The organism is Pseudoalteromonas sp. 2CM41L, from assembly GCF_023161905.1.
GTDB classification, from domain to species: domain Bacteria; phylum Pseudomonadota; class Gammaproteobacteria; order Enterobacterales; family Alteromonadaceae; genus Pseudoalteromonas; species Pseudoalteromonas atlantica.
In genome coordinates this window covers 43,085-58,586 of the sequence record NZ_JALNTN010000022.1, presented here as the reverse complement: position 1 = coordinate 58,586, position 15,502 = coordinate 43,085, and the positions used below count along the sequence as shown (strand labels likewise).

Sequence of the window (15,502 nt, the reverse complement as noted above, 5' to 3'; positions counted from 1 at the left end):
TGCGTATAATACATCCTTTATTTTTCGAGTCAACACTTAATTTTAAACTTTCTTTTTAGAAGATTTAAAACCGAAGTCTTACTTAACTCTCTGAGCAGTTGTGCCTTGCTATGCTTCAGCGTTTCCCGTCTCAGTGGGGTCGCATTATAGAGAGATTCGAGCGGGGGTCAATGTTTTATTTCAGCTTTTTGACAAATAAATGAATTTAGTATGAAACGCATACAAATAAAGGCCTGCGGGCTGATTTTAGATTAAAAAACGCGCATGTTAAGTCGCTATTTTACAGCTAATAATTGCGCGTTAGAAAAAGCAGTACATTTAGTAATCGCTGTACTGCTTTGTTGGTTTTAATTTGCTGCAATTTGCCATACAGCTATAGAACCTGAGATCTCATTACCGATTATAAGCAGTGGCTCGCCTGTCGCACTTTGTTCGGCAGGTACAAACACCATGCCTTCGGGTGCAAGGTCGCCGGTTATATCTGCCCCTTCTATTACACCACGGTTATAAAAGTAATCTTCAAATTGCACATCGTAAGGGTTGGTAATATCGTAAACCATAATCCCGCCCATGCGCTCAAGACCTATAAAGGCAAAAGTGCGTTCGTCTATCGTACCTATTGTTAGCGCTTCGGGTTCTGCGCCTTTATCATCTGAGCGTGTGTCACCTTCGTTTTCATCTTCATTGTTATTAAAGGCTTCACCATGAACCGATGCGGTAATACGACCTATGTCATCGCCTGAGTCAAATACCACCAGCCCATTACTGTCCCAAATAGTAAATGAGCGTGCACCATAGGCATAAAGCGATTCGTATTGACCGTCGTCATTCGTATTACCTTTTACAGTGCTTACTTTCAAGCGGCCTATATCGTCATCGTCGTTATTTAAGTAGTCAAAATTAGCTGCAAGCGTTAAATCTTCAACACGGCTTTCATCTATATAGGCAAGGCAGCCATCATCTTCATCGTAATCTAGGCCGCCCTTTGCTGTGCAGTCTGCTTCATCTGTTACATCAAAGAAGTACTCGCGTGCATCACCTTCATTTGCCGATACTATAAAGTTTGCGCCTTTCCAGCTAAAGCTTGAAATTGTATCTGGCTGATACATACCATAAAGCCCTGGGTACGATTTAAAATTAACACCGCCGTCTTTATCTGAGGCATCTATTTGTAAATCTGACCAGTCTTTAAAGCCTAGCGCTTTTAGCTCTACGCTATTATCTTCTAGGTTAATAATAGCGAGACCGTTATTTTCTTGAATTGATACGTAGGCATATTTGTTATCTTTAGAAATGCTGACGTACTCAGGCTCTAAATCCATAGCTACTGTCGTATTTATTACATTTCCGTTAATAGTGCGCCCTGTAGGGTTAGCAAACACAAATCCATCAGACTCAAGTTCAGCTTGCTGACTATTGTAAGTAGTAAAGTCAATATTAGTTGCCGTATCGGCTACTACACCTTCTACTATATTAATTATGCTTACAGAGCCTTCTGGGTCGATACTGTAATCGCTATTAGGTTCACCTTCATTGGCTACAACTACTTTTGTACCGTCGTGGTTAAAAGTCACCATGTCTGGTAAGAAGCCCGCTGGTACATTTTTTATGAATGCCGGTGCATCGCCGCTTATATCGTAAAATGCAATTTGACCCGGTTCGCCCACATTTTTAGCAGCCATAGCCACAGCTAGCAATTGGTTGTTTTCATCTATTGCTATGCTGTTGGCATCGCCTGGGGTGTTGTCGTTTAAGGTAAGGGTAATGGTTGATGTTAGGTTAGTTGCACTCACTATCCCTTCGTTATCTTTAACAAGGGCAGCCGTATCAAAGGTGTCGGCGGGTATAATATTAACAATGGCTTCATCACCAGAGCTGTTAATGGCGTAAATCCACTTTTTAGATGCTTGATAAGCGACTATTTCGGCTGCACCTTCGGGGCTTTGGGCATTAAGTACAGCGCGGCCTACTAAACTTATATTTAACGCAGAGTTTGCATTAGTGCCGTTAGTACCATTTAGACCCGCTGTGCCTTGCTCCCCTTGGATACCTTGCGTGCCGTCTTGGCCGTCATCTCCATCTAGTGAGCAACCCGTTAATATTGATATGAGTGAAAGTGCTATAAGTGACCTTTTTAACATTGTTATTTTCCTTAGTGTGGTATTGAACAAAATAACAACACACAGGTATGACAAAGCTATGGCACTTTTAATAAAGCTTTTTTAACTTAAAAAACGAGTTTAAATGCTAAGGGGCACACAAGAATAAGGCTTACTGTATAACCTAAATAAGGCTTGGAATAGCTATTTTGAGTTTTAACACCTATTAAAGGCCTTAAAATATCAATACGTGTCACTATTAATGTAATAACCGCGCAAATACACCATGTACCAATAACAACCAAGAGTGGCTCAATAAAAGAACCTACCTCTAAAGGCTGCAAAACAAAACATAGGATTATGAGTACACTTTGGTGCAATAAATAAAAAGGGAACACCCAGCTATTAAATGTTTTTAAGTAATTAGTTTTAAAGTTTAAAAAATGCTGTGCGAGTGCAAGCATGGTAAGCACTCCCAATACTCTTTGAATATTGTATATAGTAGTAAAAATATAACTAGGTAAATCAAATACGTTTTGGTAAGCCATTAATATGTATATACACAGCAGGGTAAAGCTTACACATAACACCCAAAAATAGTGTTTTAGGCTCGCCCAAAAATAATTGTGTTTGGCTAACAGAAACCCTATAAATAGAAATATAAAGCCGTTAGCCTCCCTTACAGCATCTCCTTCTAAGTAGTTATGTGTAAGCAACATGGCTATGACTAATAAGCTTACCAGTAATGGCTGGCTCACTTTACCTAGCTTGAATAAAGGCGTAAAAAAAGGGAGCTTCATGAATAGTGAAAATAAAATAATGATAAGCATGAACTGCCAAAGAGAGCGTAAATACCATAAATGATTTACGTCTACGTGCGGCCATACCCCAGACTGGTAATTAGCAAACATCTCATTATTAATATCTAAAAACGCTAAGTAGAACTGCCAATACGTTATGTCTATTACGCTTTTTTGCGACATTTCTGCATACAATTGAAAGGGAACTATTAACCATAACCCCACCAGCAATGGTAGTAAGATAAAAATAGAGCGATTTAAAACAAATAACGCATTTGATTTAACACCTCTCACTTTATCGAGCATAAAGCGAAGTGCTACTCCAGATATAAACCAAATCAGTAGCATTCTCCAAGGAGCAAACACCAATAAAAAATACTCTACGTAGTGAGATATATAAGTACTTTTAAAGTGAAAGCCCCAGTTTTCGCTGTACAACATGCCAATGTGATAAAAAATAAGTACAGCAAACGCAATGACTCTCAGCCAATCAAGAAAGTAATGGCGGTTTGTTACGTGTAATTGTTTATTCATGCTAAAACCAATGTATGTCTATTGGTACTAGTAAGACTGAAACGACTCGCAAAAACTATTCATAAGTGCTTATATTACAGGCAATAGTGATAAACGGTGGTATTTAGGGATAAACTCACCACATAAATATAAGCACATACTATGAACCTACAACACTTTCAGCGTTTTCAAACCTTATACGCATCAGTATTACTGTGTGCTTACGTATTAATTAATAATACCGTAAATGCTACAACCCAAATTATGGAGGTAAAAAGATCAGGAGATTTAACATTTTTAATTTGGGAGCCATTTGTATGGGAGTATTCAAGCGCGTTAGGATCTTTGCTTATGTTTCCGGCTTTAATTTGGTTTTTGAATAACACACCTTTTAAATGGCATAAAATACCTGCTTCATTGGGTATGTATTTTGGCGCTTCAATTGTATTTAGCATGTTACATATTGCTATTATGGTAGGCAGTCGCAAGCTTGTATATTTAGCTTGGGGTCGCTCTTATGATTTTGGTTTGAGTTGGTTTGAATTAATATACGAATATCAAAAGGATGCTATAAGCTTTATATTTTTTATTGCGCTCATAAAAGTATATCAATATGTCGTTCAGCAATTAATTGGGGAGGCATCTTCTATAGAAGAAAGCGAGCAACAAGCCACACCCAGTCTAAACCGGTTGCTTGTAAAAAAGCATGGTAAAGAGTTTATTGTAAAAATAGATGATGTTGATTGGCTTGAATCATCGGGCAACTATGTAAACTTGTATATTGGCACGTCTATTTACCCTTTAAGAACGACCCTTACAGCACTAAGTGAGCAACTAGAAGATAAAGGCTTTTGCAGAGTCCATCGCAGCCATGGCGTAAACCTTGATAGAATAGAGTCTATTACACCGCTACCTAGTGGCGATAGTGAAATAAAACTAACTACAGGTAAGATGCTTAACTTATCTAGACGCTATAAAGAACAGTTTAAACTTCAACTGAAATAAAAAAGGCTACCTAAGTAGCCTTTTATAATTATTTTTTAACCGGGCGTTTCCAGCCCGTTAAATTACGCTGTTTAGAGCGTGCTATTGCAAGTTGTTCATCTTCAACGGTACTGGTGATCACAGAGCCTGCACCTACAGTTGCTGTTGTACCAATGTGTACTGGGGCAACAAGCGATGAGTTAGAACCAATAAAGGCGTTATCACCAATAATGGTTTTTGCTTTATTAACTCCATCGTAGTTACAGGTAATAGTGCCTGCGCCTATATTCACTTTTTCACCAATTTCAGCGTCGCCTAAGTAACTTAAGTGGTTTGCTTTAGAGCCTTTACCTAAGCGGGTTTTTTTAATCTCTACAAAGTTACCAATGTGCGAGTCTTCTTCCATTACCGCACCTGGGCGTAGGCGTGCATAAGGCCCCAGCGTACATTTAGCCGCTACGCTTGCATCTTCAATTAGGGTATTCGCTTTTATTACAACGTTATCGCCTATGGTACAGTTTTTAAGTACGCAGTTAGGGCCAATTTGTACGTTATTGCCAAGGGTTACATTACCTTCAAAAATAACGTTTATATCAATTAATACGTCTTCGCCTGTTTTAACATTGCCACGTACATCAATACGGGCAGGGTCGGCTAGGGTGGCACCATTTAACATTAGCTCTTCTGCTTGCCATGCTTGATAAGCACGCTCTAGGCCTGCAAGTTGTACGCGGTTGTTTGCGCCTTCTACTTCCATTGCATGATCGGGCTGTGCTGAGGTGATTTCTACACCTTCACTGTGCGCCATAGCAACGATATCTGTAAGGTAGTATTCGCCTTGCGCATTATTGTTAGATAGATTGCCTAACCATGTTTTTAAAAGCTTGCCGTTAACCGCCATAATGCCGGTGTTTACTTCGCTGATAAGTAGCTGCTCAGCGCTTGCATCTTTTTGCTCAATAATACCTACAAGCTTGCCATCTTCTCGTAGCATACGGCCATAGCCATTTGGGTTAACCAAATTAACTGTTAATACCGCCAAACCATTTTTAGGTGTTGCGGCTAGTAAGCGCTCAAGTGTTGATTGCTTTGTAAGGGGTACATCGCCGTATAAAACAAGCACAGTGTCGTCATCATTAATATGAGGGTTTGCTTGTGCTACTGCGTGGCCAGTACCAAGTTGTTCTGCTTGCAGTACCCAGTTTACGTCGTTATCGGCAAGTTGTTGTTGTAATAGTTCGCCGCCGTGCCCGTAAACTAAGTTAGTGGTGGTTGCACCAAGTGCCTTTGCGTTATCTATAACATGCTGTACCATAGGTTTACCTGCCACTTTATGCAGTACTTTTGGTAGAGCAGAGCGCATACGAGTACCTTTACCCGCAGCAAGAATTACTGTTGTTAGAGCCATTAAAACAATTTCCTTTTTCCGTTGTTTTAGTGAGGAGTTAATGAAAGTAGCTTAACTAGATTACGCATGTCACTCCATGTATACATACTCAGCCGTATTATAAAAAGTAATGGCTGAATCTATGATAAACAAACTGTTCATAATAATTACACTTATTGTAACCAGCTTTGCTAACCGATATAAGTGTAAAGCCAAATTACAGGCACAAAAAAGCCCACATAACGTGGGCTTTTAAAAACCGGATAGGCTTACTTTTTACGTAATTGCTGAATTACGCGAAGTTGTGCAATAGCTTCTGCTAGTTGCATAGCTGCTTTTTGATAATCAAATTCAGCTGCTGACGCATTAGCCATTTGGCTTTCTGCGTCACGCTTAGCTTGCTCTGCGGCTTGCTCGTCTAGGTCTTCACCACGAACAGCTGTATCAGCAAGTACGGTTACTATGTTCGGTTGAACTTCTAGTGTACCGCCAGCAATATAGATCAGTTCTTCTTCACCATGTTGCTTAACTAAACGTACCATACCAGGTTTAAGGGCAGTTAGTAGTGGGGCGTGACCGGCATTAACACCAAGCTCACCTTCACTACCAGATACTTGAATCGATTCAACTAGACCAGAGAACAAGCTCTGCTCTGCGCTTACTACGTCAAGATGTACAGTCATAGCTGCCATACTACCCTCCTAATTACATGCTTTTAGCTTTTTCTTGAGCTTCTTCGATAGAGCCAACCATGTAGAACGCTTGCTCTGGAAGGTCATCAAATTCACCGCTTAGAATGCCTTTAAAGCCAGCAATTGTGTCTTTTAGTGAAACGTATTTACCTGGCGCACCTGTAAATACCTCTGCCACGAAGAATGGCTGAGATAGGAAACGCTGGATTTTACGTGCACGAGATACAAGTTGCTTATCTTCGTCAGAAAGCTCGTCCATACCTAGGATAGCAATGATGTCTTTAAGTTCTTTGTAACGCTGAAGAACTGTTTGAACGCCACGTGCTGTATCGTAGTGCTCTTGACCAATTACTAATGGGTCAAGTTGACGTGAAGATGAATCAAGTGGGTCTACCGCTGGGTAGATACCAAGTGATGCGATATCACGTGAAAGTACTACTGTTGCATCTAAGTGAGCAAAGGTAGTTGCTGGAGATGGATCCGTTAAATCATCCGCAGGTACGTATACCGCTTGGATTGATGTAATTGAACCTGTCTTCGTTGAAGCGATACGCTCTTGAAGTACACCCATTTCTTCAGCAAGTGTAGGCTGGTAACCTACCGCTGATGGCATACGACCAAGAAGTGCAGATACTTCTGTACCAGCAAGCGTGTAACGGTAGATGTTATCTACGAAGAAAAGTACATCGCGACCTTCGTCACGGAACTTCTCAGCCATAGTAAGACCAGTTAACGCTACGCGTAAACGGTTACCAGGAGGCTCGTTCATCTGACCGTATACAAGCGATACTTTATCAAGTACGTTTGAATCGTTCATTTCATGGTAGAAATCGTTACCCTCACGAGTACGCTCACCAACACCTGCGAATACTGAGTAGCCGCTGTGCTCGATTGCGATGTTACGGATAAGTTCCATCATGTTTACGGTTTTACCTACACCGGCACCACCGAATAAACCAACTTTACCACCTTTAGCAAATGGACATACAAGGTCGATTACCTTGATACCAGTTTCTAAAAGTTCTACTGAACTTGATTGCTCTTCGTATGAAGGCGCTGCACGGTGAATAGACATACGGTCTTCTTCGCCGATTGGGCCAGCTTCATCGATTGGCTCACCAAGTACGTTCATGATACGACCAAGCGTTGCTTTACCAACTGGAACTTGAATCGCTTCACCTGTATTTTCTACCGCTGCGCCACGACGTAAACCGTCAGTAGTACCTAGTGCGATAGTACGAACAACACCGCCACCTAGCTGTTGTTGAACTTCTAAAGTCAAACCAGCTAAATCGCCATCTGTTACTTTTAGCGCGTCATATACGGCTGGCACGTTGTCTTGAGAAAACTCAATATCCACAACGGCACCGATAATTTGGACGACCTTACCTAAACTCATGTCTATTCCTCTCGTTAATCTTTGCCTGAAGCATTAAACTGCGGCTGAACCAGAAACAATCTCACTAATTTCTTGTGTGATTGCCGCTTGGCGGGCCTTGTTATAAACAAGCTGTAACTCATCCATAAGGTCGCCGGCATTATCTGTTGCAGCTTTCATTGCAACCATACGGGCAGCCTGTTCAGAGGCAGCGTTCTCAACCACACCTTGGTATACCTGAGACTCAACAAAGCGTACAAGCAAAGACTCTAATATAGCGTCTGGGCCTGGCTCGTATAAGTAGTCCCATGTGTGGGCAGATACTTCTTCTTCAGCTTTTGGCAAAGGGAGTAACTGGTCAATTGTTGGTTCTTGCTTCATGGTATTAACGAAGTTGTTATATACCAGGAATAAACGGTCAATTTTACCTTCTGAGAATGCATCTAGCATAATTTTTACAGGACCAATTACGTCTTGTACTGAAGGCTTATCTCCAAGGCCTGCTTTTTTAGCAAGCACTTGACCGCCAAAACGTTGAAAGAAACTAGCAGCTTTGCTACCTAAAGTTGCAAACTCAGCGTCCACACCTTTTTCTTTCCACGCTTTAATGTCTAATGCAACTTTTTTAAACTCATTTGAGTTTAAGCCGCCACATAGACCACGGTCTGTAGAGATAACAATATAACCAACTCGTTTTACTTCACGTTCTTCTAAGAACGGGTGAGTAAAATCAAGATTTGCTTGAGCAACACGACCAATTACTTTGCGTAATTTGTCAGCGTATGGACGGCTTGAAGCCACTCGTTCTTGCGCCTTTTTCATTTTAGACGCAGCAACCATTTCCATTGCGCTAGTGATCTTTTGAGTATTTTTAATACTCCCGATCTTGCTTTTAATCTCTTTTCCGCTGGCCATGACTCTCTCTCCGAATCAAGGTGTGCTTTAGTAAACTAAAGCGCACCATTAATAACTAAATTACCAAGTTTGCGTAGACTTGAACTTCTCAAGAAGTTCTTTAAGCTGCGCTTCGATCTCGGCGTTGTAGTTACCAGTTTCATTGATTTGAGCCACAAGCTCTGCGTATGTGCTACTTGCATAAGAAAGTAAAGCTGCTTCGAAATCCATAATTTTAGAGATTTCGATATCTTTCAGATAACCTTTCTCAGCTGCAAATAACGACAAAGACATTTCAGCAACAGACATTGGTGCGTACTGTTTCTGCTTCATTAGCTCTGTTACACGCTCACCATGCTCAAGTTGAGCACGAGTTGCATCATCAAGGTCAGACGCGAACTGCGAGAACGCAGCTAATTCACGGTACTGAGCTAGGGCTAGACGGATACCGCCACCTAGTTTCTTAACGATTTTAGTTTGTGCAGCACCACCAACACGCGATACCGAGATACCAGCATTTACTGCCGGACGGATACCTGAGTTGAATAAGTCAGTTTCTAAGAAGATCTGACCATCGGTGATAGAGATAACGTTTGTCGGTACGAACGCAGAAACGTCGCCGCCTTGAGTTTCAATGATTGGCAATGCCGTCAATGAACCAGTTTGTCCTTTCACTTCACCGTTAGTGAACTTTTCAACGTAATCAGCGTTTACACGCGATGCACGCTCTAAAAGACGCGAGTGAAGGTAGAATACGTCACCTGGGTATGCTTCACGACCTGGTGGACGCTTAAGTAGTAATGAGATTTGACGGTAAGCAACAGCTTGCTTAGATAAATCATCATATACGATTAATGCGTTTTCACCACGGTCACGGAAGTATTCACCCATAGTACAGCCCGAGAACGGTGCTAAGTACTGAAGTGCCGCAGACTCAGAAGCAGATGCTACAACTACGATAGTATTTGCAAGTGCACCGTGCTCTTCTAATTTACGTACTACGTTAGCAATAGTAGATGCTTTTTGGCCAACCGCTACGTACACACACTTAACGCCTGTGTTCTTTTGGTTGATGATTGCATCGATTGCTAGTGCAGTTTTACCTGTTTGGCGGTCACCGATAACAAGCTCACGCTGACCACGACCAACTGGAATCATCGCATCAATAGATTTGTAACCAGTTTGAACTGGCTCATCTACAGATTGACGCTCGATTACACCTGGTGCAATTTTTTCTACAGGTTCAAAACCGTCGTTATCTAAAGCGCCTTTACCGTCGATAGGAGCACCTAGTGTGTTTACAACACGACCAAGTAAGCCAGCACCAACAGGAACTTCTAAGATACGACCAGTTGTGTATACTTTTACGCCTTCAGTAAGGTCAGCGTAAGGACCCATAACTACTGCACCAATTGAGTCACGCTCAAGGTTTAGTGCGATAGCATAACGGTTGCCTGGAAGCTCAATCATCTCACCTTGCATACAGTCAGCTAGACCGTGGATGCGGATGATACCGTCAGTAACAGATACGATAGTACCTTCGTTACGAGCTTCACTTACAACTTCGAACTGCTCAATACGTTGTTTGATCAGATCTGAAATTTCAGTGGAATTAAGTTGCATGCTCTTTTTCCCAATTACGATTGTAGTGTTGTGGCTAAGCGGTTTAATTTACCGCGTACTGAGCCGTCGATTACAGTGTCACCCGCCTTAATAATAAGGCCGCCAACAACTGCAGCGTCTTCACTACAATTCAGCTTAACTTTGCGTGCGAAACGTTTTTCAAGTGTCGCTACCAATGACTCTTGCTGCGCTGCAGCAAGAGGGGTTGCCGAAATCACATCTACGTCGATTTCTTTGTCATACTCTGCTTTAAACGCAGCGAATAACTGAGCAACCTCAGGCAGTGCAATCAAACGTCCATTTTCAGCCATCACCTTAACTAGGTTCTGACCTTGTTCGTTGAGCTGCTCAGCACATAAGTTAATAAATAACTCAGCTTGTGCAGTAGCAGTAGGCAATCCAGCTAGAATGGCTGATGCTTGTTCATTGCTGGCAACTTCGCCTGCAAAAAACAACATGTCATTCCAGCTTTCAATCGTGCCTTTTTCAACGGCAAGTTCAAAAGCCGCTTTAGCGTATGGGCGAGCGATAGTAGTCAATTCAGACATGCTCATACCCTCCTAATTACAGCTCAGCGACAAGTTTTTCAACGATGTCACTATGTGCGGCTTGATTGATTTCACGCTCTAAAATTCTTTCAGCGCCAACCACTGCCAGAGTTGCTACTTGCTTACGTAGCTCTTCTGTTACACGGTTACGCTCTGATTCAATTTCAGAGTGCCCTTGAGCAATAATTTTTTCACGCTCTTCTTGTCCACGAACAGTTTCTTCGTCAACAATAAGCACGGCACGCTTTTTAGCTTGTTCAATGATATCAGCCGCTTGAGCTTTTGCATCTTTAAGCTGTTCTGCAGCTTTTTGTTGCGCAAGTTCTAAGTCTTTTTCGGCTCTATCAGAGGCAGCTAAACCATCTTCAATTTTCTTCTGGCGAGACTCAATTGCATCATTAAGTGGTGGCCATACATATTTCATACAAAATAGTACAAACACCGTAAACGCAATTAATTCACCGATAAGAGTGGCTGTTATGTTCACGACCGCTCCTCCTTAAAATAGTAAGCTGTTCAAAAAATAAAATTAAAGTACGAACAGGATTACCATTGCGATACCAACACCGATCATTGCTACCGCATCGATTAGACCAGCTAGGATGAACATCTTAACTTGTAATGAAGGTGCAAGTTCAGGCTGACGCGCACATGCTTCTAGGAATTTACCACCCATGTTACCGAAGCCGATAGCAGTACCGATTGCACCGAAGCCGATAAGTAAAGCAACTGCGATGTACTTAAGACCTAATACTAGTTCCATTTTTTTCTCCAAAGTTTCAATTGTTAAAGTTAAATATAAAAAGTGTATAAATTAGTGATTGTCTGAACTTGCCATGCTTAGGTAAACAATGGTTAGCATCATAAATACGAATGCTTGTAACACGATTACTAAGATATGGAATACAGCCCAAACAAAGTGCAACGGAAGTTGCATTAAACCAACTGCGCCGATAAGTATGAATATCAATTCACCAGCGTATAAGTTACCGAATAAACGCAGTGCTAACGAGAAAGGCTTAGACACTAGAGCGATTGTTTCTAGTAATAAATTACAAGGAATTAAGAAAATCATAGCCACTTTGCTATTAGAGCTAAACGGGTGAAGTGTAAGCTCTTTAATGAAGCCACCAACCCCTTTAATTTTAATAGAGTAACCAATCATCAGAATAAACACACCCAATGCTAATGCAGCAGTTAAGTTTATGTCTGTGGTAGGTACAATTTTCATGTAAACGTCGTGTGAGTCCATGCCAAAGGCTTGTTCACCAACAAAACCAGCAAGTGCAGGTAAGAAATCAACTGGGATTAAATCCATTAAGTTCATTAAGAACACCCAAACAAAAATTGTTAAGGCTAATGGAGCAATTAATTTGCTTTTACCGTGGTAAGTGTCACGTACGTTGTCACCAACGAACTCAACAATCATTTCAATAAAACATTGAAATTTACCCGGTACTCCGGTGTGTGCTTTCTTTGCGGCGCTTCGGAAGGTCCATAAAAATAATAGACCAAGTCCGATTGACCATGCGAGGGTATCTATATTCCATGTCCAGAAACCACTGTCTGCACACGCTTTGTTGAAGGCAAGACCTGAGTCGGTCATACACATCTTAGCGTTTGTTAAGTGATGCTGGATATGGCTTGATATAGTAACTTCTTCTGCAGCCATGTTATATCCCAAAAGTTAATGTTTAAAAAAAACGGGTGCAAACAATCCGGTAAAGAGCACAAATACGTAAACACAAAAAAACGGCACTAAAACGACCGTGGTTGACTTGAGTATCAGTGCAAACAATACGATTGTTAGCATAAATTTTAATCCGTTACCGCGTTTTAACGAGGTATACGCTTGATTTGCTTTGCTTGCACCCATATATCTGAATGCATAAAGCGCAAATACTAGGTGGGGAAGTATTGCTACGCTGCTACCGGCAAGTGCTGATACGCTGGCGTTTACTCCCCAACCAACAAAAATAATTACTGCAGCTACAAGTGCTACGATACCCTGAAGACAAATTAATTTAAATGCGGCAAGCCTATAAGGTCTTGCTAACTTATTAGTCACGTTTAGTTAACCTTTATGGCGTTCTAATTGTTAGGGTGTGAAAACTGGCGAAATTATACTTAATCCTACCAGTTTTGCAACTTGAGTAGACGCTTTGTAACACAAAATAGCTACAAATGTCTCTTATCGGACATGTAAAATTTTAATGGTCGGTATTGCTGTGATTTATACGATTTAAAATGCCATCAAGCTCATCTAAATTGGTGTAAGAAATAACCAACTTACCTTTGCCTTTCGCGTTATAATTTATTTCTACTTTAGCCCCTAAGTTGTCGGCTAATTTTTGCTCTAAGCGCTTAACATCTGGGTCTTTTTCAGGTGCTTCTTTAGCAGCAACCGGCTCTAAAATTGAGCGTACTAACTTTTCGGTTTCGCGCACAGTTAGCGCTTTAGCTACGGCTAATCTTGCAGCGTCAGATTGTGCTTCACCTTCAAGAGCTAATAAACAGCGTGCGTGGCCCATTTCTATGTCGCCATGCTCTAACAGAATTTTAACATCACTATTTAAATTGTTTAATCGTAGTAAATTGGTCACGGTAGTGCGCGACTTACCCACCGCATCGGCAACTTGCTGGTGCGTTAATTCAAATTCATTCAATAATCTGTTTAAAGCGATAGCTTCTTCCATTGCGTTTAAATCTTCACGCTGAATATTTTCTATCAGCGCAATAGCAACGGCGGCTTCATCTGGCACATCTTTTACAATACAAGGTACACTTTCAAGCTTTGCTATTTGTGCAGCACGCCAACGGCGCTCACCGGCTATTATTTCAAAGCTATTTTCTGCAACTGGGCGCACCACAATTGGCTGAATAATGCCTTGAGAGCGGATAGAGCTTGCTAACTCCTCAAGCGCTTCTTCAGACATATCTTTACGAGGCTGGTATTTTCCTGAGTGTAAAAACTCAATAGGCAGCTTTTGCAATTCATTCGCAACGGGCTGTGCTGCAGTTTGTACAGCTTCAGTCACATTTACTGTGTCTTGTTCCTTGCTTGAGCTCGGCGCTGGTTTTGATGAACTTAAAAGGGCATCGAGTCCTCGGCCTAAACCTCGTTTTTTAGCAGACATGTTATTTTTTTACCTTAAAGTTAGGCGACTACCGGCGCTGTTTTTTCTTTTCTGCGTAGCATTTCGCCCGCAAGTGCTAAGTAGGCTTTTGCGCCACTTGATGCGCGGTCGTAGTACATTGCTGGTGCACCAAAACTAGGTGCCTCGGCGAGACGCACATTACGTGGGATCACGGTGCGGTATACTTTATCGCCAAAATGTTGTTTTAATTGTTCTGATACATCATTTGCTAATCGATTGCGCGGATCGTACATAGTACGAAGAATGCCTTCAATTTGTAAGTTAGGGTTAACTAACTTTGCAAGTTGCGTAATAGTGTCCATTAATGCGGTTAACCCTTCAAGCGCATAATATTCACATTGCATAGGTACTAAAATAGAATCAGCAGCAGCCATGGCGTTTACTGTTAACATATTTAGTGAAGGCGGGCAGTCGATAAAAATAAATTCGTATTTATCTTGTATTTTTTCAAGCGCATTACGAAGGCGTACTTCGCGTGCAAACAATTCCATTAACTTTACTTCGGCTGCGGTTACATCGCCGTTGGCCGCTATCATATGATACTCACCCGAGGTTTCAGTGATTATCACCTCATCCATTGGTTTTTCTTCAATGAGTAAATCGTAAATGGTGGCGACATCGCCATATTTGTCTACACCGCTACCCATCGTAGCGTTGCCTTGGGGGTCGAGATCTATTAACAGCACTTTACGCTTCGTTGCAGCCATAGATGCAGCGAGATTAACAGCCGTTGTTGTTTTACCAACGCCGCCTTTTTGATTTGCTAATGCGATGACTTTTGCCACTATGTCTCTGATCCCTAGTCTTTAGAAAGAATAATTAAATGTCGTTGTGCATCAAGCTCAGGCACTACTAGCGAGATTTTATCTTCAAATTTTACCCCCTCAGGAAGCGACTCTAGCTCTTCACTAGGAAACACACCTTTAAGCGCTATAAATTTGCCTGAGTGATCAATTAAGTGTGAACACCAATCAACCATATCTTGCAGTGAAGCAAACGCACGACTTAGTACGCCATCTAATTTAACACTTGGTTGATATTCTTCAACTCTTGACTGCACAGGGGTGACATTATTTAGCCCGAGCTCGTGTTTAACTTGCATTAAAAAGCGAACACGTTTGCCTAAGCTATCAAGCAATACAAATTGCGTATCAGGTAGTGCAATAGCTAATACAATACCTGGTAAGCCAGGACCTGTGCCTACATCAATATAATGATGACCGGGTAAATGAGGTGCAACAACTAAGCTATCCATAATGTGCTTAATCATCATTTCTTCTGGTAAGCGTACAGACGTTAAATTATACGCTTTGTTCCATTTGTTTAGTAACTCAACGTATTTAACTAATTGCTGTTGTTGTTTTTCAGTTAGCGCAATATCAGTTTGCGCTAACAATGTTGTTAATTGTTGCTGTAACACAGTTTA

General features: G+C 41.3%; 16 protein-coding genes. 1 reads left to right on the top strand and 15 read right to left on the bottom strand.

Annotated features, from left to right (window positions below; translation table 11 throughout):
• Positions 1-347: 347 nt before the first annotated feature.
• Entirely contained in the window at positions 348-2,141 is a 1,794-nt protein-coding gene (locus tag MTF64_RS18740; protein ID WP_248452309.1) for a choice-of-anchor I family protein, read from the bottom strand.
• Between the two features lie 86 nt (positions 2,142-2,227).
• Positions 2,228-3,433 (bottom strand): acyltransferase family protein, encoded by a 1,206-nt coding sequence (locus tag MTF64_RS18735; protein WP_248452308.1) that lies wholly within the window; start codon positions 3,431-3,433, stop codon positions 2,228-2,230.
• A gap of 141 nt (positions 3,434-3,574) precedes the next feature.
• On the opposite strand from MTF64_RS18735, the gene MTF64_RS18730 reads away from it, so the two are divergent.
• The gene (locus MTF64_RS18730) at positions 3,575-4,417 is read left to right on the top strand and encodes a LytTR family DNA-binding domain-containing protein (RefSeq protein WP_248452307.1); all 843 of its coding nucleotides are present in this window, start codon (positions 3,575-3,577) and stop codon (positions 4,415-4,417) included.
• Between the two features lie 28 nt (positions 4,418-4,445).
• Here the strand turns inward: MTF64_RS18730 and glmU are convergent, their stop codons facing one another.
• The 13 genes from glmU to rsmG all read right to left on the bottom strand — a co-directional run bounded on the left by glmU (position 4,446) and on the right by rsmG (position 15,496).
• A complete protein-coding gene (glmU, locus tag MTF64_RS18725; RefSeq protein WP_248452305.1) occupies positions 4,446-5,804 on the bottom strand; it encodes a bifunctional UDP-N-acetylglucosamine diphosphorylase/glucosamine-1-phosphate N-acetyltransferase GlmU in 1,359 nt (452 codons plus the stop codon).
• Positions 5,805-6,052: 248 nt separating this feature from the next.
• The gene (locus MTF64_RS18720) at positions 6,053-6,475 is read right to left on the bottom strand and encodes a F0F1 ATP synthase subunit epsilon (protein WP_004588077.1); all 423 of its coding nucleotides are present in this window, start codon (positions 6,473-6,475) and stop codon (positions 6,053-6,055) included.
• Positions 6,476-6,488: 13 nt separating this feature from the next.
• Positions 6,489-7,874 carry a F0F1 ATP synthase subunit beta gene (atpD, locus tag MTF64_RS18715; RefSeq protein ID WP_004588076.1) on the bottom strand — a complete coding sequence of 462 codons (1,386 nt, stop codon included), beginning with the start codon at positions 7,872-7,874 and terminating at the stop codon, positions 6,489-6,491.
• A 33-nt stretch (positions 7,875-7,907) separates the two neighbouring features.
• A complete protein-coding gene (gene atpG / locus MTF64_RS18710; RefSeq protein WP_004588075.1) occupies positions 7,908-8,768 on the bottom strand; it encodes a F0F1 ATP synthase subunit gamma in 861 nt (286 codons plus the stop codon).
• A gap of 60 nt (positions 8,769-8,828) precedes the next feature.
• Positions 8,829-10,370: a F0F1 ATP synthase subunit alpha gene (gene atpA, locus MTF64_RS18705; RefSeq protein WP_004588074.1), complete on the bottom strand. Its 1,542-nt coding sequence runs from the start codon at positions 10,368-10,370 to the stop codon at positions 8,829-8,831.
• Positions 10,371-10,384: 14 nt separating this feature from the next.
• Entirely contained in the window at positions 10,385-10,918 is a 534-nt protein-coding gene (atpH, locus tag MTF64_RS18700; RefSeq protein ID WP_004588073.1) for a F0F1 ATP synthase subunit delta, read from the bottom strand.
• Positions 10,919-10,934: 16 nt separating this feature from the next.
• Positions 10,935-11,405 (bottom strand): F0F1 ATP synthase subunit B, encoded by a 471-nt coding sequence (atpF, locus tag MTF64_RS18695; RefSeq protein ID WP_004588072.1) that lies wholly within the window; start codon positions 11,403-11,405, stop codon positions 10,935-10,937.
• A gap of 42 nt (positions 11,406-11,447) precedes the next feature.
• Complete coding sequence (atpE, locus tag MTF64_RS18690) at positions 11,448-11,681, bottom strand: F0F1 ATP synthase subunit C (RefSeq protein WP_004588071.1); 234 nt, start codon at positions 11,679-11,681, stop codon at positions 11,448-11,450.
• Positions 11,682-11,732: 51 nt separating this feature from the next.
• Positions 11,733-12,590 (bottom strand): F0F1 ATP synthase subunit A, encoded by an 858-nt coding sequence (gene atpB / locus MTF64_RS18685; protein ID WP_004588070.1) that lies wholly within the window; start codon positions 12,588-12,590, stop codon positions 11,733-11,735.
• A gap of 15 nt (positions 12,591-12,605) precedes the next feature.
• Positions 12,606-12,986 (bottom strand): ATP synthase subunit I, encoded by a 381-nt coding sequence (locus MTF64_RS18680; RefSeq protein ID WP_024032126.1) that lies wholly within the window; start codon positions 12,984-12,986, stop codon positions 12,606-12,608.
• Between the two features lie 142 nt (positions 12,987-13,128).
• Complete coding sequence (locus MTF64_RS18675) at positions 13,129-14,055, bottom strand: ParB/RepB/Spo0J family partition protein (protein WP_004588068.1); 927 nt, start codon at positions 14,053-14,055, stop codon at positions 13,129-13,131.
• 20 nt (positions 14,056-14,075) lie between these two features.
• Entirely contained in the window at positions 14,076-14,861 is a 786-nt protein-coding gene (locus MTF64_RS18670) for a ParA family protein (protein ID WP_004588067.1), read from the bottom strand.
• A gap of 14 nt (positions 14,862-14,875) precedes the next feature.
• A complete protein-coding gene (gene rsmG / locus MTF64_RS18665; protein WP_004588066.1) occupies positions 14,876-15,496 on the bottom strand; it encodes a 16S rRNA (guanine(527)-N(7))-methyltransferase RsmG in 621 nt (206 codons plus the stop codon).
• Positions 15,497-15,502: the final 6 nt, after the last annotated feature.